We start from the raw sequence: 18836 nt of genomic DNA, 5'->3' as shown, positions 1-18836 counted from the left end.
TGGCAACGCCCGCCCACGTGTGCCGTGGGCGGGCGGAACAGGCCCACGAGGGAGCTACAACATGATCAAACGCAATCTGCTGGTAATGGGCCTGGCCATCGTGCTCAGCGCCTGTGGTTTCCAGCTGCGCGGCACCGGCACCACCGAACTGGCCATCAAGGAGCTGGACGTCAGCGCCCGCAACGCCTACGGCGACACCGTGACCCAGTTGCGCCAGGTACTGCAGCGCAGCGGCGTCAACGTGCACGCCGGCGCCCCCTACCGCCTGGTGCTGACCGACGAACGGGAAACCCAGCGTGCCGCCACCTACAGCGGCGGCAGCCGTTCGGCCGAATACGAACTCACCACCGTGCTCAGCTACAGCATCCTGGGCCTGAACGACACCCAGCTGCTCAGCGACAAGCTGGAAGCCCGCAAGATCTACGTACACGACGGCGACAACATCACCGGCTCCGACCAGGAAGGCGCCCAGGCACGTGAAGAAATGCGCCGCGACCTGGTCCAGGGCATGGTGGTTCGCCTGCAAATGCTGACGCCGGCCCAACTGGACGAGCTGCAGCGTGAAGCCGACGAGCGTGCCAAGGCCGAAGCCGAGGCCCTGGAGGCGGCGCGTCGCCTGCAGGACGAGACGCCGCAGCAGTCGCCCCTGGAAGTACCGGGCAACTGAGCCTGCACGAGGCACCTGCGGGTGCCTCGCCTATTCCCATGAAGCTCTCCCCCGCCCAGCTCAACAAACACCTGCAAGGCAACCTGGCCCCGGTCTACGTGGTCAGCGGCGATGACCCGCTGCTCTGCCAGGAGGCCGCCGATGCCATCCGCACGGCTGCGCGCCAGCAGGGTTTCGACGAGCGCCAGGTCTTCAGTGCCGATGCCAACTTCGACTGGGGCAGCCTGCTCCAGGCCGGAGCCAGCCTGTCGCTGTTCGCCCAGCGGCGCCTGCTGGAGCTGCGTTTGCCCTCAGGCAAGCCCGGCGACAAGGGGGCCGCCGCGCTGATGGAGTACTGCGCCAACCCCGCCGAGGACACCCTGCTGCTGGTCAGCCTGCCCAAGCTCGATGGCAGTGCGCAGAAGACCAAGTGGGGCAAGGCGCTGATCGAGGGCGAGCATTGCCAGTTCATCCAGATCTGGCCGGTGGACGCCCAGCAGCTACCCCAGTGGATCAACCAGCGCCTGGCGCAGGCCGGCTTGTCTGCCCAGCGTGACGCGGTCGACCTGATCGCCGCACGGGTCGAAGGCAACCTGCTGGCTGCCGCCCAGGAGATCGAGAAGCTCAAGCTGCTGGCCGAAGGCAACCAGATCACCGTGGAAACCGTCCAGGCCGCTGTCGCCGACAGCGCTCGCTTCGATGTCTTCGGGCTGGTCGATGCCATCCTCAACGGCGAAGCGGCCCATGCCCTGCGCATGCTCGAAGGTTTGCGCGGCGAAGGCGTCGAGCCGCCGGTCATCCTCTGGGCCCTGGCCCGCGAGTTGCGCCAACTGGCGGGCCTGGCCCAACAGTTCAGCCAGGGCGTACCGCTGGACAAGGCGTTCAGCCAGGCCCGCCCACCGGTGTGGGACAAGCGCCGACCGCTGGTGAGCAAGGCCCTGCAACGCCTCTCGGCGCAACGTTGGGCGCAATTGCTGCAGGATGCCCAAAGGATCGATGCGCAGATCAAGGGCCAGGCCGAGGGCTCGCCGTGGACTAGCCTGGCGCGGTTGTCGCTGCTGATGGCCGGGCAGCGGCTGACCTTGCCGCCTGAGTGAGCCATTCGCGGGCAAGCCCGCTCCCACAGGGTCGTGGGCCGCTATCCGACCATAAACACAATCAATTGGCCCCCGCCCCCACATCGCCTTAGAGTGCCCCCGAAGTCCACCCACCGGGATGCCACCATGAGCAAGAAGCCGAAGAAACACGGCCCGAACAAGGCCAAGTCCATCGTCGCCCAACCACTGTTCCGCTGCCGCCAGGAACGACCGAACAAGGGCAAGGGCAGCTACCGCCGCGAAGCCTTCCAATCGAGAGATTGGGAGGCTTCTTGCTTTTTGGCCGCATGAAGGCAGGAAATGCCCAGGCATGGTATGGTCGGCACCTGAACTGCAATTCTGGATCTGTGCATGTCCCTCCGTCTTTCCCTTCGCTGGCCCCATCGCCAGCTGATCGCGGTCTCCAGCTTCATCCTGCTTGTCGCCTGCGCGGAAAAACCCACCGCCGCCGACGCCCTGCCGCTGGCGCCTGCCCAGCCCGCTCCCGCCGTGAGCCTGCCCGGCACCACGCCTGACCTCAGCACCGAAATCCAACCCCTGCAGACCTTCGCACAATGGCAGGCCGGCTTCCGCCAGCAAGCCCTGCAGGCCGGTATCCGCGCCAGCACCTTCGATCGCGCCTTCCTCGGCGTCACGCCAGACATGGACGTGGTCAAGGCCGACCGCAGCCAGCCGGAATTCACCCGGCCGGTCTGGGAATACCTGGAGGGCGCGCTGTCGCCACTGCGCGTGCGCAACGGCAAGCGGCTGCTCGAGCAGCACGCCGACCTGCTGTCGCGCATCGAGCAGCGCTATGGCGTGGACCGCCAGGTACTGGTTGCGGTCTGGGGCATGGAAAGCAACTTCGGCCAGTTCCAGGGCAACAAGTCGGTGATCCGCTCCCTGGCCACCCTGGCCTATGAAGGCCGCCGCCCACAGTTCGCCCAGGACCAGTTGATCGCCGCCCTGCATATCCTGCAGAACGGCGATATCCAGCCAGAGGCCATGCGCGGCTCATGGGCTGGCGCCATGGGCCAGACCCAGTTCATCCCGACCACCTACAACACCCATGCGGTGGACTTCGACGGCGATGGTCGCCGCGACATCTGGAACAGCACCGCCGACGCCCTGGCCTCGACCGCGCACTACCTGCAAAGCTCCGGCTGGAAGCGTGGCCAGCCTTGGGGCTTCGAGGTCCAGGTACCTGCGGGCTTCGATTATTGGCTGGCCGATGGCGCCCAGCGCAAGAGTGTCAGCGAATGGCTGCAACTGGGCGTGAAACTGCCCTTGGGCACCCGCCTGCCCGCCGGCAGCGACCAGCTCTCCGCTGCCCTGCTGCTGCCCGCCGGTGCCCGAGGCCCGGCGTTCCTGGTGCTGGACAACTTCCGCGCGATCCTCAGGTACAACAATTCCTCGTCCTATGCCCTGGCGGTCAGCCTGTTGGGCGATCGCTTCTCGGGCTGGGGCTTCATCGCCGGCAACTGGCCCAAGCAAGACCTGCCCCTGAGCCGTAGCGAGCGTATCGAGTTGCAGAAGCTGCTCAATGCCAACGGGCATGAGGCTGGCAATGCCGATGGCATCATCGGCGCCAACACCCGCAAGGCCATTCGCAATGCCCAGCAGACGCTGGGCTGGCCGGCGGACGGGTATCCGACGCACAAGCTGCTGGACAGCCTGCGCCGTCGCTGACGCAGCAGGGGGCCGCGCGAAGCGGCCCCAAGCGCTACGAAGCTGCGCTCAACACTCGAACAGCGCTTGCTCCAGCACCAGCCTGTGCTGCGCACTGTCCAGACTTACCCTGGCCCCCAGCGGCAGGCACAGGTTCGGGTCACAATGCCCACTGCGCCACCCGGCCAGCACGGGCACGTCCAAGGGCCCGAAGATCCCCTTCAGCAGCGGTGCCATCGCCGCCACCGTGATCCCGGCGAAATCCCCCACCAGCACACCCCGCACGCCCTCCAGCTTCCCCGCCAGACGCAGTTGGGTAAGCAGGCGGTCGACCCGATACAGCGGCTCGTTGACGTCCTCGATGAACAGGATGCCGCCCTGCGTGTCGACCTCCGCCAGGGTGCCGAGGGTCGCACCGAGCAACGACAGGTTGCCACCGACCAGTCGCCCCTGGGCACGGCCCGGCACCACGCAGGTCAGCGGATAGGCCGGCGGATGCACGATGTCGCCCCCCTCCCCCAGCTGCCCACCGAGCTGCTCGAACAGGGAACTCTCGGTCGGCTCGAGCTTGGCGCCCAGCAAATCGGCATTGAGCATCGCGCCATGGAAGGTGATCAACCCTGCATGCCGGTTGAACGCCGTATGCAACGCGGTGACGTCGCTATAGCCCACCAGCGGCTTGGGATGGCGACGAACCAAGTCGAAATCGAGGCGATCCAGCAACCGCATGCTGCCGTACCCACCCCGCATGCACAGGATGGCGTCGATATCCGGCGCCCTGAACGCAGCATGCAGGTCTTGCAGGCGCTGCTCGTCGCTACCGGCCAGATAACCATCCGCCTGCAACACCCCAGGATAAATCCGGCACTGGTACCCCCGACGCTCGAACCACTGGCAAGCCTTGTCGGCATCCAACCGCGCCGGCCCCGCCGGCGCGACGATGGCGAAACGGGCATTACCCGGCAAGGCCACAGGCAACCGTGGTCCCACGGTCTCGACGCAATTCATCACACGACTCCTCATGGCTTGTCGCTTGAAGCTTGAAGCTTGCCGCTCGAAAACAAAAATGCCGATGCGGCCTCACGGCCCACATCGGCATCGGTCACTCCCGCCGCGCTCAGAGCTTGATCTTGGCTTCGTGAGCCTGCTGGTCGGCATGATAGGAAGAACGCACCAGCGGGCCAGAAGCGACGTTCTTGAAGCCCAGGCGATAACCTTCCTCGGCGAACCAGGCGAAGGTGTCCGGGTGCACGAAACGCTGCACCGGCAGGTGGTTGCGCGACGGCTGCAGGTACTGGCCGAGGGTCAGCATGTCGATGTCGTGCTCGCGCATGCGGTGCATCACCTCGATGACCTCGTCGTCGGTCTCGCCCAGGCCCAGCATGATGCCGGACTTGGTCGGCACGTGCGGAACCATCTGCTTGAACTTCTGCAGCAGGTCGAGCGACCAGTCGTAGTCCGACCCCGGACGCGCGGCCTTGTACAGGCGCGGGACGGTCTCGAGGTTGTGGTTGAACACATCCGGCGGCTCCTTCGCGGTGATCTCCAGGGCCACGTCCATGCGCCCACGGTAGTCGGGCACCAGGGTTTCCAGCTGGATGCCGGGCGACAAGGCACGGATCTCGCGGATGCAGTCGGCGAAGTGCTGGGCACCACCGTCACGCAGGTCGTCGCGGTCCACCGAGGTGATCACCACGTACTTCAGGCGCAGGTCGGCGATGGCGATCGCCAGGTTCTTCGGCTCGTCGAGGTCCAGCGGCTTCGGTCGGCCATGGCCGACATCGCAGAACGGGCAACGACGGGTGCAGATGTCACCCATGATCATGAAGGTCGCGGTGCCGCCGGAGAAGCATTCGCCCAGGTTCGGGCAGGACGCTTCCTCGCACACACTGTGCAGCTTGTGCTTGCGCAGCAGTTGCTTGATCCGGTCGACCTCTGGGGATACCGGGATGCGCACGCGGATCCAGTCGGGTTTTTTCGGCAGTTCTTCGGTGGGGATGATCTTCACCGGGATGCGCGCCACCTTCTCGGCGCCACGCAGCTTCACGCCCGCTTCCACCTTCTTCGGCGCGGGGCGCGGGGTGACATCCTGGGTGGGTATCAGGTTCGGCACGGCTTCTTGCACAGTTGTCATATTCAGTCGATTCCGCCCGTGAGGGTCGTCTGCTCAGCGTAGTCGAGGTGCCTGACCAGCTGTCCGCGCAGCCTTGTCCTGACCTCGGAGAGTTCGATCGGGCCTGCCAGGTCGCGCAGCTGGGTCATGGCCAGCCCCGCATACCCGCAGGGGTTGATTCGGCGGAATGGCGCCAGGTCCATGTCCACGTTCAAGGCAAGGCCGTGGAAGGAACGACCGTTGCGGATACGCAGGCCGAGGGAGGCGATCTTCGCCCCGTCGACATACACCCCAGGCGCGTCGGGCTTGGCCGCGGCCTGGACATCGTAGCTGGCGAGCAGGTCGATCAGGCTCCGCTCGATGCGGTTGACCAGGTCGCGCACGCCAAACCCCAGGCGACGCACATCCAGCAGCAGGTAGGCCACCAATTGCCCGGGGCCGTGGTAGGTCACCTGCCCGCCGCGGTCGGTCTGCACCACCGGGATCTGGCCGGGCACCAACAGGTGCTCGGCCTTGCCGGCCTGGCCCTGGGTGAACACCGGTGGATGCTCCACCAGCCAGACTTCGTCAGGGCTTTGCGGGGTACGCTGCTCGGTGAAGCGACGCATGGCGTGCAGCACCGGTTCGTAGGGCTGCAGGCCGAGATCGCGAAAACCGAGGCACGTCGACATCACAGCACCATGTGCACGATGCCGGTGGCACGCAGGGCGCTGTTGATATCCCGCAACTGGTCTTCGCTGGTGGCGACGATGTGCAGTTGCACGGTGGTGTACTTGCCATTGCTGCTCTGGCGCTCGGCCAGGCTCTTCATGTCGACCTGTGCGTGTTTCTTGAGGATCTCGATGACGGTGTCCCGGAAGTTGACGACGGTGTCACCGATTACCTTGATGGCATAGTCGGGGCAGGGAAATTCGATCTTTGGCGACTTGACGTCTTCTTGTTCGCTCATGGCGGAAACGGCCTCGCAAGCCGTGGCAACAACAATGCCCCCGCGATCGAGCGCAGGGGCATGCAGGTCACGTATCAGTTGAACAACCCGTAGAAGAATAGACGAATGCTATCCCACATACGGCGGAAGAAGCCACCTTCCTCCACGCCGTCGAGGGCGATGAGGTCGGCGCTGTGGACCACTTTCTCGTCCAGTTTGACTTCCACTTTGCCGATCACGTCACCTTTGGCGATAGGCGCGGTCAGCTGCGGGTTCATGGTCATGGAAGCCTGCAGGCGCTTGAGCTGGCCCTTGGGCAGGGTCAGGGTCAGGTCGTTGGCAAGGCCCGCTTTCACCTGGCCGGTGGCGCCTTTCCAGACCGGGGCCTGGGTCAGCTCGGTACCCTTCTGGTAGAAGGTCTGGGTTTCGAAGAAGCGGAAACCGTAGGTCAGCAGCTTCTGGGTCTCGGCGGCACGGGACTGCTCGCTGTTGGTGCCGAACACCACGGCGATCAGGCGCTGGCCGTCGCGCACGGCCGAGGCGACCATGCAGTAGCCGGCTTCCTCGGTGTGGCCGGTCTTCAGGCCATCGACGGTCTTGTCACGCCACAGCAGCAGGTTGCGGTTGGGCTGCTTGATGTTGTTCCAGAAGAATTCCTTCTGCGAATAGATGGCGTAGTGGGCCGGGTCTTCGTCGATGATCGCGCGGGCCAGGACCGCCATGTCGTGCGCCGAGGAGTAGTGCTCCGGGTGCGGCAGGCCGGTGGGGTTCATGAAGTGACTGTTGGTCATGCCCAGGTCGGCGGCGGTCTTGTTCATCATGTCGGCGAAGGCATCTTCGCTGCCGGCGATGTGCTCGGCCAGGGCGACGGAGGCATCGTTGCCCGACTGGATGATGATGCCATGCAGCAGGTCGCTGACGCTGACCTGGCTGCCGACCTTGATGAACATGCGCGAGCCGCCGGTACGCCAGGCGTTTTCGCTGACGGTCACCGGATCGTTCTCGCCGATCTGGCCGCGACGGATGTCCAGGGTGGCGATGTAGGCGGTCATCAGCTTGGTCAGGCTGGCCGGCGGCAGGCGCTCGTCACCGTTGTTCTCGACCAGCACGCTGCCGCTGGACGCATCCATGAGTACATAGGACTTGGCAGCCAGCTGCGGCGGCGACGGCATCATCTGCTCCGCCGCGAAGGCAGCGGGAGTGATCATCAGCAGTACAGGCAGGCAAAGTCGTTTGGCAAGGTTGGTGATGTTCATCCGTCTCTCGTAAATCGCTAATGGTCTGATGCCCCAAGGGCAAGGGTTCCCTGGCCAGCGGCAAAAACGGCCATTGTACATGGCCGCGCCCGCCGATTCATGACAAAACCGACAGCCTACTTCAGCGGCGAGCTTCAAGCTGCAAGAGAAAAGCGGATCGGTGTGGAAGCTGCTTTTTCTTGCGGCTCGACGCTTGTGGCTTGAAGCTGTGCGCCCCGGCTAGTCCGCGGTTACCAGCTTGGCCTGGCCCAGATTGGCCAGGCGCACGCTGTCCTGCATCTGCTGGACTTCGCCCTGGCTGTTGATCGGCCCCAGGCGCACCCGGTGCAGGGTCTGCTGGTTGCGCACGATGGAGCTGATGAATACCGGCGCGCTGACCATGGTGCTGAGCTTGGCACGCAGCAGCTCGGCGGCGTCCGGGTTGGCGAACGCCCCTACCTGCAGGTACATGCCACCGTTGTTGTTCGGTACGCTGCCGCCGCCGACCTGCACCGGCACCACCGCCGCAGCGTGCTGCTGCGGTGGCGGCGTCCATTGCTCGACCTTGCCGGTGCTGGCCGGGACCGCCTGGGTCTGGGCCACCTGCGGCTCCTTGAGCACCAACGGTGCCGGGCGGCCGCGCGCGGCCCACCACTGCTGCGGGTCGATGCCTTCGACACGTACCCGGGCGGTGCCGCTCTCGGCGTAGCCGAGCTTCTTGGCCGCGGCGTAGGACAGGTCGATGATGCGGTCCGAATAGAACGGGCCACGGTCGTTGACCCGCAGGATCACACTGCGCTGGTTGTCCAGGTTGGTCACCCGCACGTAGGCCGGCAGCGGCAGGGTCTTGTGCGCCGCGCTCATGCCGTAGAGATCGTAGACCTCGCCGTTGGCGGTGTTCTGGCCGTGGAACTTGGTGCCGTACCAGGAGGCGATGCCTTCGGCGCGGTAGTTGCGCGAATCCTGGATCGGGTAGTAGGTCTTGCCCAGCACGGTGTACGGGTTGGCCTTGTACGCGCCGGTGTGCACGGTCGGCGTCGCGTCGGGGATCTTCGACACGTCCACGTCCCACCAGGGCGCACCGTCCTTGTGGGCACGGTTGATGTCCAGGCCCGGCTGCGAGCGGACCACATTGCCGCTCTGCTGGGTGGGCCGGCTGGAGGAGCAGCTGGCCAGGACCAGGCCGACGGCCACGCAGGTCAGCAGCTTGAGCGAATGGGAAGAAAAGAATACGCGCATCATTTGACGCCCCGTGCAAGAACCAGCTGTTCCGAGAGCTGATGCACCGCCATGGCGTACATCACGCTGCGGTTGTAGCGCGTGATCGCATAGAAGTTCTTCATGCCCATCCAATATTCCGGACCATTGTCGCCCTCGAGCCTGAAGGCCGTGACCGGCAGATCATCGCGCAGCGCATCATGACTCGACCAGCCCAGGGCTCGCAACTCCCCGACTGTCTTCACCGGCTCGATACCGCTGGTCAAGCCTTCGTCGACCCGCTCGCCGCGCACCATGGCGCGGCTGACCACCGGCTCCCCGGCCACCCAGCCATGGCGCTTGAAATAGCTGGCGACACTGCCGATGGCATCGTCCGGGTTGTTCCAGATGTTGATGTGGCCGTCGCCGTCGAAATCCACGGCGTAGCTGCGGAAACTGCTCGGCATGAACTGCGGCAGGCCCATGGCGCCAGCGTAGGAGCCCTTGAGGGTGAGCGGGTCGAGCTGCTCCTCACGCGCCAGCAACAGGTACTCGCGCAGCTCCTTGCGGAAGAAGTCGGCCCGTGGCGGATAGTCGAAGCCCAGGGTCGAGAGGGCGTCGATGACCCGGAAGTTGCCGGTGTTGCGGCCGAAGAAGGTCTCCACGCCGATGATCGCCACGATCACCTGGGCCGGCACGCCATACTCCTGCTCGGCACGGGCCAGGGTCGCCTCGTGCTGGCGCCAGAAGTCCACACCACGGGCGATGCGCGCATCGCTGATGAACATCGGCCGGTATTCCTTCCACGGTTTGACCCGCTCGGCCGGCCGCGAAATCGCGTCGAGGATCGACTGCTTGCGCCGCACCTCGCGGAACAGATCCATCAACTGTTCACCGGCGAAGCCATAGTCGCGGGTCATCTCGCCGACGAACTCGGCCACCTGGGGCGAGCCTTCGTAGTCGCCGGCATTGGCCTGCTGGACAGCGCCGAACAGGCCCACCGCGCCGATCCACGGCACACAACGGGCAGCCCAGCCACGCACTGCTTGCATGAAATTCTTCACCTTATTCAAACCTGTGCGATCCACTTGCGGTGCGTGTGGATCGACATCAGAACGCCAAACGCTGACAGCAGCGTCACCAACGAAGTTCCGCCATAGCTGATGAAGGGCAGCGGCACGCCCACCACGGGCAGAAGGCCGCTGACCATACCGATATTGACGAACACGTATACAAAGAAGGTCATGGTCAGGCTGCCCGCCAGCAGCTTGCCGAACAAGGTCTGGGCCTGGGCCGTGATCACCAGGCCACGGCCGATCAGCAGCAGGTAGATCAACAGCAGCAGGCAGATGCCGATCAAGCCGAACTCCTCGCCGAGCACGGCGATGATGAAGTCGGTATGGCTCTCCGGGAGGAAGTCCAGGTGCGACTGGGTGCCCAGCAGCCAGCCCTTGCCGAACACGCCACCGGAGCCGATCGCCGCCTTGGACTGGATGATGTTCCAGCCGGTGCCCAGCGGGTCGCTCTCCGGATCGAGGAAGGTCAGCACGCGCTGCTTTTGGTAGTCGTGCATGACGAAGAACCACATGGCCACCGCCACCGGCACCGCGGCGGTGACCACGCTGATGATCCAGCGCCAGCGCAGGCCGCCCATGAACAGCACGAAGGCGCCCGAGGCGAGGATCAGCAGCGCCGTGCCCAGGTCTGGCTGGCGGACGATGAGGATGAACGGCACGCCGATCAGCACCAGGCTGATCGCCACGTGCTTGAGGTCGGGCGGCAGGGTGCGCTTGGACAGGTACCAGGCGAGGGTCGCCGGCATGATGATCTTCATGAACTCCGAGGGCTGGAAGCGGATCACCCCGGGGATATTGATCCAGCGTGTCGCCCCCATGGCGTTGTGGCCCATGACGTCCACCACGATCAACAGCAGCACCCCGCCCACATAGGCCAGCGGTACCCAGCGCGCCATGAAGCGCGGCTCGAGCTGGGCGATGATGAACATCGACACCAGGCCGATACCGAACGAAGTGGCCTGCTTCATCAGCAGGTCCCAGTTCTTGCCGCTGGCCGAATAGAGGACGAACAGGCTGCCGGCCGCCAGGGTCAGCAGGATTACCAGCAGCGGGCCGTCGACGTGGATGCGCTGCAGGAAGCTGGCGCGCCGACGCATCACGTCCTCGCTGGAAAGCATGCGATCGAAATTGTTCTTCACGGGGCCGATTCCTGGGCGACGGTGGCGGGAGCGAATTCAGGCTTGAGCCGGCCGTGCTCGTCGAGCAGCCAGGCGTCCATCACCTGGCGGACCACTGGCGCGGCGACGCCGGAGCCGGATTCGCCGTTCTCGACCATCACCGCCACCACGATCTTCGGCGATTCGGCCGGGGCGAAGGCGACGAACAGAGCGTGGTCGCGGTGACGCTCCTGGAGTTTGTTGCGGTCGTATTTCTCGCCCTGCTTGATCGCCACCACCTGGGCGGTGCCGCTCTTGCCGGCGATGCGGTACTGGGCACCGAGCGCGGCTTTGCGCGCGGTGCCACGGGCGTTGTGCATCACCTGCTCCATGCCGTGGGTGACCTTGGCCCAGTCGGACTTGTCGCGCAGGACGATGTCTTCCATCGGGTTCTCGTCCACCGGTGGCTTGCCTTCGATGGTCTTGGCCAGGTGCGGGCGGTTCCACTTGCCCTTGTTGGCGATCAGCGCGGTGGCCTGGGCCAGTTGCAGGGGCGTGGCCTGCATGTAGCCCTGGCCGATGCCGAGGATCAGGGTCTCGCCGGGGAACCAGGCCTGGCGGCGGGTCGCGCGCTTCCACTCGCGGGACGGCATCAGCCCGGAGGACTCCTCGAACATGTCGAGCGACACCCGGCGACCGATACCGAACTTGTTCATGTAGGTGGACAGGCGGTCGATGCCCATCTTGTGCGCCAGGTCGTAGAAGTAGGTATCGTTGGAACGCATGATCGCCGTGTCCAGGTCGACCCAGCCATCGCCGCTACGGTTCCAGTTGCGGTACTTGTGGTCGTAGTTGGGCAACTGGTAGTAGCCCGGGTCGAACACCCGGCTGCTGGCGGTGACCACGCCGCTGTCCAGGCCGGCGATGGCCACCGCCGGTTTGATCGTCGAGCCAGGCGGATAGAGGCCACGCAACACACGGTTGAACAGCGGCCGGTCGATCGAGTCACGCAGTTCGGCATAGGCCTTGAAGCTGATGCCGGTGACGAACAGGTTGGGGTCGAAGCTCGGCTGGCTGACCATCGCCAGCACTTCGCCGGTGCGCGGATCGAGGGCCACCACGGCCCCACGACGCCCGCCCAGGGCCGCCTCGGCAGCCTCCTGCAACTTGATGTCGAGGCTCAGGACGATGTCCTTGCCCGGGATCGGGTCGGTGCGCTTGAGCACCCGCAACACCCGGCCGCGGGCATTGGTCTCGACCTCCTCATAGCCGACCTGGCCGTGCAGCTCGTCTTCGTAGAAGCGCTCGATGCCGGTCTTGCCGATATGGTGGGTGCCGCTGTAGTTGACCGGGTCGAGGGCCTTGAGCTCCTTCTCGTTGATCCGCCCGACGTAGCCGACCGAGTGGGCGAAATGCGCGCCCTGCGGGTAATGGCGCACCAGTTGCGCGGCCACGTCCACACCCGGCAGGCGGAACTGGTTCACCGCAATACGGGCGATCTGCTCCTCGTTCAGCTCGAACAGGATCGGCACCGGCTCGAACGGCCGGCGCCCCTGCTTCATGCGTTTCTCGAACAGGGCGCGGTCGTCGGGGGTCAGTTCCAGGACCTCGACGATCGTGTCCAGCACCTGGTGCCAGTCACCGGCGCGCTCGCGGGTCATGGTCAGGCTGAAGCTGGGACGGTTGTCGGCGATGATCACCCCGTTGCGGTCGAAGATCAGCCCGCGGGTCGGCGGGATCGGCTGCACGTGCACCCGGTTGTTCTCCGACAGGGTGGAGTGGTAGTCGTACTGGATGACCTGCAGGTAATACAGCCGCGCGATCAGCACGCACACCAGCAGCATGATCGCCACCGCACCGACCACGACGCGGTTGCGCACCAAACGGGCGTCTTTCTCGTGGTCCTTGAGACGAATCGGCTGCGACATCGGGCGGGCTTAGAGGCTCATTTGTGGTAGGGGTGCCCGGACAGCACGGTCCAGGCGCGGTAGATCTGTTCGCCGATCAGTATCCTTACCAGCGGATGCGGCAGGGTCAGCGGCGACAGCGACCAGCGTTGTTCGCTGCGCGCGCAGACTTCCGGCGCCAGGCCCTCGGGGCCGCCCACCATGAGGTTGACCGTGCGCGCATCCAGGCGCCAGCGGTCCAGCTCGCTCGCCAGTTGCTCGGTGCTCCAGGGCTTGCCATGGACCTCGAGGGTGACGATGCGCTCCCCCGGCTGCACCTTGGCCAGCATGGCCTCGCCCTCCTGGCGGATCAGACGGGCGACGTCGGCGTTCTTGCCACGGGTGTTCAGCGGGATTTCCACCAGCTCGAACGGCAGCTCCGGGGGCAGGCGCTTGGCATACTCATGCCAACCGTCCTCGACCCAGCGGGGCATGCGCGAGCCGACCGCGATCAGGCGCAGGCGCACGGCGCGACCTCAGCCCCGGTCCTTGAGGTTTTCGGCGTAGCTGTGGGTGTTCTCCGGGCTGTGGTGCTTGCCATCGGCGGAGCGGCTCTGCTCGGCCCCCAGCCACAGGCGCTCGAGGTCGTAGAACTGGCGCGCAGCGGCAGTCATCATGTGCACGATGACGTCGTTGAGGTCCAGCAGGACCCAGTCGCTGTCGCCCTTGCCTTCCTCGCCCAGGGGCTGCACGCCCTGTTGCTTGACGATCTCGCGGACCTTCTCGGCCATCGCGTTGATCTGCCGGTTGGAAGTACCGGTGGCGATGATCATGTAGTCGGTCAGGCTGTGCTTGTCGCGCACGTCGATGACCTGGATGTCCTGGGCCTTGACTTCTTCCAGGGCCGATTTGGCCATGTTGACCAATTCTTCGCCGTTGATTTTCTGCTTGCTCATAAGAAACTCGTTCAACTCATTGAATGAGGCGCCTGGGCGCCGTCAGTGCGACGCACGGTAAAGGTCGTGCGCCTCGATATAGGCCAGTACTGCGTCCGGCACCAGGAACCGCACCGACTTGCCGCTGGCCAGCAGCTGTCGGATCTGTGTGGCCGACACCGCGAGCGGCGTCTGCCAGACGAACGAAATGTGCCCCGCCGGGCCGGACATGGCGGTGGGATCGCTCTCCGAGCGCGCCGCCAGCAGGTTGCGCAGCTCGTCAGGGGGTTCGACATCGGCATCCGGGCGTTGCAGCACCAGGATGTGACAGTGTTGCAGCAGCTCCTCCCAGCGATGCCAGCCGGGCAGGCCGCAGAACGCGTCCCAGCCCAGCACCAGGAACAGCTGGTCGTCGGCGTCCAGTTCGGCGCGGATCGACTCGAGCGTATCGATGGTGTACGACGGCTTGTCGCGGGCCAGCTCACGGGCATCCACGCTCAGCCGCCCGACGCCCTGCACCGCGCTGCGCACCATGGCCAGGCGGTCCTGTGCCTGCACCTGGGGAGTGTCGCGGTGTGGCGGCCGGGCGTTGGGCAACAGGCGCAGCTCGTCCAGTTCCATGAGCTCGGCCACCTCCAGCGCGCTGCGCAGGTGGCCGATGTGCACGGGGTCGAAGGTGCCACCGAGAATGCCGATGCGCCGGACTGCCTGGGCCTTGCTCAACTCAGCAGGACTCCTGGCCGCGCAATTGGCCGTCGCCGATCACCAGGTACTTCTCGCAGGTCAGGCCTTCCAGGCCGACCGGGCCACGGGCGTGCAGCTTGTCGGTGGAAATGCCGATTTCCGCGCCCAGGCCGTACTCGAAGCCGTCGGCGAAGCAGGTCGGCGCATTGAGCATCACCGACGCCGAGTCGACCTCGGCCATGAAGCGCCGGGCCTGGCCCTGGTGCTCGGTGATGATCGCATCGGTGTGGTGCGAGCCGTAGTGGTTGATGTGCTCGATGGCCTGGTCCAGGCCGTCGACCACGCGGATCGACAGGATCGCCGCCAGGTACTCGGTGTGCCAGTCATCTTCGCTGGCAGGCTTGGCCTCGATGATCGCCTGGGTGCGCGGGCAACCGCGCAGCTCGACGCCCTTCGCCTGGAAGCGACGGGCCATTTCCGGGAGGAAGGCCTCGGCGACGCTGGCATCGACCAGCAGGGTCTCCATGGCGCCGCAGATGCCGTAGCGGTAGGTCTTGGCGTTGAAGGCCACGCTCCAGGCCTTGTCCAGGTCGGCATGCTGGTCGACATACACGTGGCAGATACCATCCAGGTGCTTGATCACCGGCACCCGGGCATCGCGGCTGATGCGCTCGATCAGGCCACGGCCACCGCGCGGGACGATGACGTCGACGAACTCTGGCATGCTGATCAGCGCCCCCACCGCCTCGCGGTCGGTGGTCTCGACCACCTGGACTACCGCGGCCGGCAAGCCGGCTTCGGCCAGGCCGCGCTGGATGCAGGCGGCGATGGCGCGGTTGGAGTGGATGGCCTCGGAACCGCCGCGCAGGATGGTGGCGTTGCCGGACTTCAGGCACAGGCTGGCCGCGTCGATGGTCACGTTCGGCCGCGACTCGTAGATGATCCCGATCACCCCGAGCGGTACGCGCATCTTGCCCACCTGGATGCCCGACGGGCGGTAGCTCATGTCGCGGATGGCACCGACCGGGTCTGGCAGGCCAGCCACCTGGCGCAGACCGGTGATCATGCCGTCGATGCGAGCCGGGGTCAGCGCCAGGCGGTCGAGCAGGGCGGGTTCCAGGCCATTGGCGCGGCCGGCCGCCAGGTCCAGTTCGTTGGCTGCGCCGAGCTCGGCGCGGGCGGCGTCCAGCGCCTCGGCGGCGGCCTGCAGGGCACGGTTCTTCTGCGCGGTACTGGCACGACCGATCACGCGCGAGGCAGCGCGGGCGGCGCGACCCAGGCGGGTCATGTAGTCAAGAACGGACTCAGTCATGGGCTCGGTGTCTTGGCAAAGGGGAAATCGGCTGATTATAACTGGCACGCTCGGGTACGCCCAGCGGCGGGAGGCGGATGGTAGAAAATGGCCGACGGGAACAGGCAGGAAAGATGTAACCGGCCTTATCGAAATCGCTCCTTCGCGGGCCCCCTGCAGGATTTGGCCAATGCTGGGGGCGCGAAGCGACCCCATCGGTTCAGCCGCGCGCCAGCCAATAGTTGCTATCATCCCCAGCTTCACCACCACGAACCGACAGTATGCAAGATCCAGCCCCCTGCCCGGCCCGTGCCCTGCCCGACAGCTTCTTCGACCGCGACGCCCAGACCCTGGCCAAGGCCCTGCTGGGCAAGGTCATCCGCCACCGCCACGGCGACCTCTGGCTGGCCGCGCGGATCATCGAGACCGAAGCCTACTACCTGACCGACAAGGGCAGCCACGCCTCGCTCGGCTATACGGAAAAACGCAAGGCCCTGTTCCTCGACGGTGGCCACATCTACATGTACTACGCCCGTGGCGGCGACTCGCTGAACTTCAGCGCCCAAGGCCCGGGCAACGCGGTGCTGATCAAGTCCGCCTACCCCTGGGTGGACGCCATCTCCGATGCCAACAGCCTGGCGCAGATGCAGTTGAACAACCCCGACGCCAGTGGCAACCTGCGCCCGGCCGAGCGCCTGTGCGCCGGCCAGACCCTGCTGTGCCGGGCCATGGGCCTGAAGGTGCCGAACTGGGACGCCAGGCGCTTCGACCCCGAGCACCTGTACGTCGAGGACTGCGGCATCCCGGTACCGCGCGTGGTCCAGACCACCCGCCTGGGCATCCCCCACGGCCGCGACGAACACCTGCCCTACCGCTTCGTGGATGCCGAGTTCGCCCGCTTCTGCACGCGCAACCCGCTGCGCCGGGGCCAGGTCGAAGGACGCGACTTCTTCATCCTCGAACAAGGAAGCTGACACCATGGGCCAATGGCTCGACAGCCTGACCGGCTGGCTCAGCGCCAACCCGCAGTGGCTTGGCCTGGCAATTTTCCTGATCGCCTGCGTGGAGTGCCTGGCCATCGCCGGCATCATCGTACCAGGTACCGTCCTGCTGTTCGCTGTCGCCATGCTCGCCGGCAGCGGCGGCTTCAGCCTGGGCGAAACCCTGCTGCTGGGGCTGCTCGGCGGCCTGTTGGGGGACGCCTTGTCGTATGGGCTCGGCAAGTATTTCCACCAGAACATCCGGCGCCTGCCATTGCTGCGCCATCATCCGGAGTGGATCGGCAGCGCCGAGGCCTATTTCCACCGCTATGGCATCGCCAGCCTGCTGGTGGGGCGTTTCATCGGCCCGCTGCGGCCGATGCTGCCGATGGTCGCCGGCATGTTCGACATGCCGCTGCCGCGCTTCATCGCCGTCAGCCTGGTGGCCGGCGCCGGCTGGTCGGTGGCCTACCTGCTGCCCGGCTGGGCCACCGGAGCGGCCATGCGTCTGCCCTTGCCGGAGGGGTTCTGGCTGGATGCCGGTATCATCGCCGGCACCCTGGCCGTGGTGATCGGCCTGAGCCTGGGCAGCAGCCTGCGCGACCAGCGCCATGGCACCCGGCTGATCGCCGGCCTGAGCCTGATCGCCCTGGTGGCCTTGTTCCTCGGCTGGCCCCACCTGCACGAGTTCGACCAGGGCGTGATGACCCTGGTCCAGGAGCATCGCAGCCAGGCCATCGACAGCGCCGTGGTGCTGGTCACCCGGCTGGGCGACTTCCGCACCCAGTTGTTCCTTGGCGCCCTGCTCACTGGCCTTCTGCTGCTAGCACGGCAATGGCGTCATGCCTTGCTCGCTGGCAGCGCGCTGATGGGCACGGCGATCGCCAATGGCACGCTGAAATGGCTGTTCGCCCGGGCTCGTCCAGAAGTGCTGAGCGATCCGCTGACCAGCTACAGCATGCCCAGCGGGCACAGTTCGGCATCGTTCGCGTTCTTCCTGGTGATGGCATTGCTGGCCGGTCGTGGCCAACCGCCACGCATGCGCCTGACCTGGGTGCTGCTGGGCAGCCTGCCGGCCTTGGCGATCGCCCTGTCGCGGGTCTACCTGGGTGCGCACTGGCCCACCGACATCCTGGCCGGGGGGCTGCTGGCCTGCTGCGTGTGCGCGCTCAGCCTGACCCTGGTGCAGCACCGCCAGCCGCTGGGTGCCTTGCCGCCACGGGTGTGGTGGCTGGTGTTGCCGGCCTGTATCGCCCTGATGGCGTTCTTCGCCTTGTACGCCCTGCCCCAGGCACTGTTGCGCTACCAGTACTGAAGGTCAGCGTCGCTCTTTTCGCGGGCAAGCCCGCTCCCACAAGTACAGCGCCGCTTTCAAGGGCTGCGGTGAACCTGTGGGAGCGGGCTTGCCCGCGAAAGGTGCGACGCAAAACACTCAGGCGAACAATTCACCCTGGATGCGCTCGAGCAGGGTCTGGATCGCCTCCAGTCGCTGCTGCGGCGAGTCGATCGCCAGCAGGTCGAGCTTGTCCTCTTCCATGAACGGCAACAGGTAGGCCAACTGGTTGGCCAGGGATTGCCTACCCTCCACTGGCCGTGGCATGTCCAGCGCCGCCACCATGGGGTGCTCACCCAAGGCCTGGAGCAACGCCAGCAGGTCGTGGTCCTGTTCGGCCAGGGCGCTGTCCGCCAGCTCCGGCAGCCAGTGCACCTCGCCGACCACGAGCTGGTCCTTTTGCACTTCGGTGCGCTCCACCCGGAAACGCCGCACACCTTCCACGCGAATACCCAGCAGGCCGTTGTCCTGCTGCTCGAAATCGCGGATCAACGCTTCGCAACCGACCGAAGCCACCGCTGGCGGCGCCTTGCCCACCTGCTCGCCTTCGAGGATGCACACCACGCCGAAGCCGCCGCCCTGCTTCATGCAGCGGCCGATCATGTCCAGGTAGCGCGCTTCGAAGATCTGCAGGTCGAGCATGCAGCCGGGAAACAACACGGTATTGAGGGGAAACAGCGGTAGCATCATC

The 18836-nt window shown here is 65.9% G+C and carries 20 protein-coding genes; 6 read left to right on the top strand and 14 right to left on the bottom strand.

Annotated features, from left to right (window positions below; translation table 11 throughout):
* Nucleotides 1-61: 61 nt before the first annotated feature.
* From lptE to WCE05_RS15060, 4 genes are all read left to right on the top strand, one after another.
* A complete protein-coding gene (gene lptE / locus WCE05_RS15075) occupies nt 62-667 on the top strand; it encodes an LPS assembly lipoprotein LptE (protein WP_368816125.1) in 606 nt (201 codons plus the stop codon).
* A 38-nt stretch (nt 668-705) separates the two neighbouring features.
* Entirely contained in the window at nt 706-1743 is a 1038-nt protein-coding gene (gene holA, locus WCE05_RS15070; protein WP_368816124.1) for a DNA polymerase III subunit delta, read from the top strand.
* 126 nt (nt 1744-1869) lie between these two features.
* The gene (gene arfA, locus WCE05_RS15065; RefSeq protein ID WP_196146209.1) at nt 1870-2034 is read left to right on the top strand and encodes an alternative ribosome rescue factor ArfA; all 165 of its coding nucleotides are present in this window, start codon (nt 1870-1872) and stop codon (nt 2032-2034) included.
* A 60-nt stretch (nt 2035-2094) separates the two neighbouring features.
* Complete coding sequence (locus WCE05_RS15060; RefSeq protein ID WP_368816123.1) at nt 2095-3411, top strand: lytic murein transglycosylase; 1317 nt, start codon at nt 2095-2097, stop codon at nt 3409-3411.
* 48 nt (nt 3412-3459) lie between these two features.
* On the opposite strand, the gene WCE05_RS15055 is transcribed toward WCE05_RS15060, so the two are convergent.
* The 13 genes from WCE05_RS15055 to WCE05_RS14995 form a co-directional block, all read right to left on the bottom strand.
* Nucleotides 3460-4398: an LD-carboxypeptidase gene (locus tag WCE05_RS15055; protein WP_368816122.1), complete on the bottom strand. Its 939-nt coding sequence runs from the start codon at nt 4396-4398 to the stop codon at nt 3460-3462.
* A 109-nt stretch (nt 4399-4507) separates the two neighbouring features.
* Nucleotides 4508-5524 (bottom strand): lipoyl synthase, encoded by a 1017-nt coding sequence (lipA, locus tag WCE05_RS15050; protein ID WP_225788693.1) that lies wholly within the window; start codon nt 5522-5524, stop codon nt 4508-4510.
* A 2-nt stretch (nt 5525-5526) separates the two neighbouring features.
* Nucleotides 5527-6174 carry a lipoyl(octanoyl) transferase LipB gene (lipB, locus tag WCE05_RS15045; protein WP_368816121.1) on the bottom strand — a complete coding sequence of 216 codons (648 nt, stop codon included), beginning with the start codon at nt 6172-6174 and terminating at the stop codon, nt 5527-5529.
* Nucleotides 6174-6452 carry a DUF493 domain-containing protein gene (locus tag WCE05_RS15040; RefSeq protein WP_225788695.1) on the bottom strand — a complete coding sequence of 93 codons (279 nt, stop codon included), beginning with the start codon at nt 6450-6452 and terminating at the stop codon, nt 6174-6176. Before WCE05_RS15040 ends, lipB begins: the two co-directional genes overlap by 1 nt.
* A gap of 74 nt (nt 6453-6526) precedes the next feature.
* Complete coding sequence (locus WCE05_RS15035; RefSeq protein WP_225788696.1) at nt 6527-7687, bottom strand: D-alanyl-D-alanine carboxypeptidase family protein; 1161 nt, start codon at nt 7685-7687, stop codon at nt 6527-6529.
* Nucleotides 7688-7906: 219 nt separating this feature from the next.
* Nucleotides 7907-8905, bottom strand: coding sequence for a septal ring lytic transglycosylase RlpA family protein (locus WCE05_RS15030; RefSeq protein ID WP_368816133.1), 999 nt, complete (start codon nt 8903-8905; stop codon nt 7907-7909).
* A complete protein-coding gene (gene mltB, locus WCE05_RS15025) occupies nt 8905-9915 on the bottom strand; it encodes a lytic murein transglycosylase B (RefSeq protein WP_225788697.1) in 1011 nt (336 codons plus the stop codon). The genes WCE05_RS15030 and mltB overlap by 1 nt, the downstream gene beginning before the upstream one ends.
* 17 nt (nt 9916-9932) lie before the next feature.
* The gene (gene rodA / locus WCE05_RS15020; protein WP_225788822.1) at nt 9933-11036 is read right to left on the bottom strand and encodes a rod shape-determining protein RodA; all 1104 of its coding nucleotides are present in this window, start codon (nt 11034-11036) and stop codon (nt 9933-9935) included.
* A gap of 38 nt (nt 11037-11074) precedes the next feature.
* Nucleotides 11075-12964, bottom strand: a complete 1890-nt coding sequence (gene mrdA / locus WCE05_RS15015) for a penicillin-binding protein 2 (protein WP_225788698.1) — start codon at nt 12962-12964, stop codon at nt 11075-11077.
* A gap of 17 nt (nt 12965-12981) precedes the next feature.
* Nucleotides 12982-13449, bottom strand: coding sequence for a 23S rRNA (pseudouridine(1915)-N(3))-methyltransferase RlmH (rlmH, locus tag WCE05_RS15010; protein WP_368816120.1), 468 nt, complete (start codon nt 13447-13449; stop codon nt 12982-12984).
* A 9-nt stretch (nt 13450-13458) separates the two neighbouring features.
* Nucleotides 13459-13878, bottom strand: coding sequence for a ribosome silencing factor (gene rsfS / locus WCE05_RS15005; protein WP_225788700.1), 420 nt, complete (start codon nt 13876-13878; stop codon nt 13459-13461).
* A gap of 42 nt (nt 13879-13920) precedes the next feature.
* Nucleotides 13921-14580 (bottom strand): nicotinate-nucleotide adenylyltransferase, encoded by a 660-nt coding sequence (gene nadD, locus WCE05_RS15000; RefSeq protein ID WP_225788701.1) that lies wholly within the window; start codon nt 14578-14580, stop codon nt 13921-13923.
* 1 nt (nt 14581) lies between these two features.
* Nucleotides 14582-15853, bottom strand: coding sequence for a glutamate-5-semialdehyde dehydrogenase (locus tag WCE05_RS14995; protein WP_368816119.1), 1272 nt, complete (start codon nt 15851-15853; stop codon nt 14582-14584).
* A gap of 260 nt (nt 15854-16113) precedes the next feature.
* Between WCE05_RS14995 and WCE05_RS14990 the strand changes: the two genes are divergently transcribed.
* Nucleotides 16114-16806, top strand: a complete 693-nt coding sequence (locus WCE05_RS14990; RefSeq protein ID WP_225788703.1) for a DNA-3-methyladenine glycosylase — start codon at nt 16114-16116, stop codon at nt 16804-16806.
* Nucleotides 16807-16810: 4 nt separating this feature from the next.
* Nucleotides 16811-18127, top strand: a complete 1317-nt coding sequence (locus tag WCE05_RS14985) for a bifunctional DedA family/phosphatase PAP2 family protein (protein ID WP_225788704.1) — start codon at nt 16811-16813, stop codon at nt 18125-18127.
* A 117-nt stretch (nt 18128-18244) separates the two neighbouring features.
* On the opposite strand, the gene WCE05_RS14980 is transcribed toward WCE05_RS14985, so the two are convergent.
* On the bottom strand, nt 18245-18835 hold the full coding sequence (locus tag WCE05_RS14980) for an LON peptidase substrate-binding domain-containing protein (RefSeq protein WP_225788705.1): 591 nt from the start codon (nt 18833-18835) through the stop codon (nt 18245-18247).
* Nucleotide 18836 lies beyond the last annotated feature (1 nt).

It is taken from the genome of Pseudomonas sp. I2 (assembly GCF_040984075.1).
In the GTDB taxonomy this organism is placed as follows: domain Bacteria; phylum Pseudomonadota; class Gammaproteobacteria; order Pseudomonadales; family Pseudomonadaceae; genus Aquipseudomonas; species Aquipseudomonas guariconensis_B.
This window is presented reverse-complemented; position numbering and strand designations above follow the sequence as displayed.

What these genes read in the sequence shown, in the direction of transcription:
- lptE (WP_368816125.1), top strand. Translation starts at nt 62, where the DNA reads ATGATCAAACGCAATCTGCTGGTAATGGGCCTGGCCATCGTGCTCAGC.
- holA (WP_368816124.1), top strand. Translation starts at nt 706, where the DNA reads ATGAAGCTCTCCCCCGCCCAGCTCAACAAACACCTGCAAGGCAACCTG.
- arfA (WP_196146209.1), top strand. Translation starts at nt 1,870, where the DNA reads ATGAGCAAGAAGCCGAAGAAACACGGCCCGAACAAGGCCAAGTCCATC.
- WCE05_RS15060 (WP_368816123.1), top strand. Translation starts at nt 2,095, where the DNA reads ATGTCCCTCCGTCTTTCCCTTCGCTGGCCCCATCGCCAGCTGATCGCG.
- WCE05_RS15055 (WP_368816122.1), bottom strand. Translation starts at nt 4,398, where the DNA reads ATGAATTGCGTCGAGACCGTGGGACCACGGTTGCCTGTGGCCTTGCCG.
- lipA (WP_225788693.1), bottom strand. Translation starts at nt 5,524, where the DNA reads ATGACAACTGTGCAAGAAGCCGTGCCGAACCTGATACCCACCCAGGAT.
- lipB (WP_368816121.1), bottom strand. Translation starts at nt 6,174, where the DNA reads ATGTCGACGTGCCTCGGTTTTCGCGATCTCGGCCTGCAGCCCTACGAA.
- WCE05_RS15040 (WP_225788695.1), bottom strand. Translation starts at nt 6,452, where the DNA reads ATGAGCGAACAAGAAGACGTCAAGTCGCCAAAGATCGAATTTCCCTGC.
- WCE05_RS15035 (WP_225788696.1), bottom strand. Translation starts at nt 7,687, where the DNA reads ATGAACATCACCAACCTTGCCAAACGACTTTGCCTGCCTGTACTGCTG.
- WCE05_RS15030 (WP_368816133.1), bottom strand. Translation starts at nt 8,905, where the DNA reads ATGCGCGTATTCTTTTCTTCCCATTCGCTCAAGCTGCTGACCTGCGTG.
- mltB (WP_225788697.1), bottom strand. Translation starts at nt 9,915, where the DNA reads ATGCAAGCAGTGCGTGGCTGGGCTGCCCGTTGTGTGCCGTGGATCGGC.
- rodA (WP_225788822.1), bottom strand. Translation starts at nt 11,036, where the DNA reads ATGCGTCGGCGCGCCAGCTTCCTGCAGCGCATCCACGTCGACGGCCCG.
- mrdA (WP_225788698.1), bottom strand. Translation starts at nt 12,964, where the DNA reads ATGTCGCAGCCGATTCGTCTCAAGGACCACGAGAAAGACGCCCGTTTG.
- rsfS (WP_225788700.1), bottom strand. Translation starts at nt 13,878, where the DNA reads ATGAGCAAGCAGAAAATCAACGGCGAAGAATTGGTCAACATGGCCAAA.
- WCE05_RS14995 (WP_368816119.1), bottom strand. Translation starts at nt 15,853, where the DNA reads ATGACTGAGTCCGTTCTTGACTACATGACCCGCCTGGGTCGCGCCGCC.
- WCE05_RS14990 (WP_225788703.1), top strand. Translation starts at nt 16,114, where the DNA reads ATGCAAGATCCAGCCCCCTGCCCGGCCCGTGCCCTGCCCGACAGCTTC.
- WCE05_RS14985 (WP_225788704.1), top strand. Translation starts at nt 16,811, where the DNA reads ATGGGCCAATGGCTCGACAGCCTGACCGGCTGGCTCAGCGCCAACCCG.
- WCE05_RS14980 (WP_225788705.1), bottom strand. Translation starts at nt 18,835, where the DNA reads ATGATGCTACCGCTGTTTCCCCTCAATACCGTGTTGTTTCCCGGCTGC.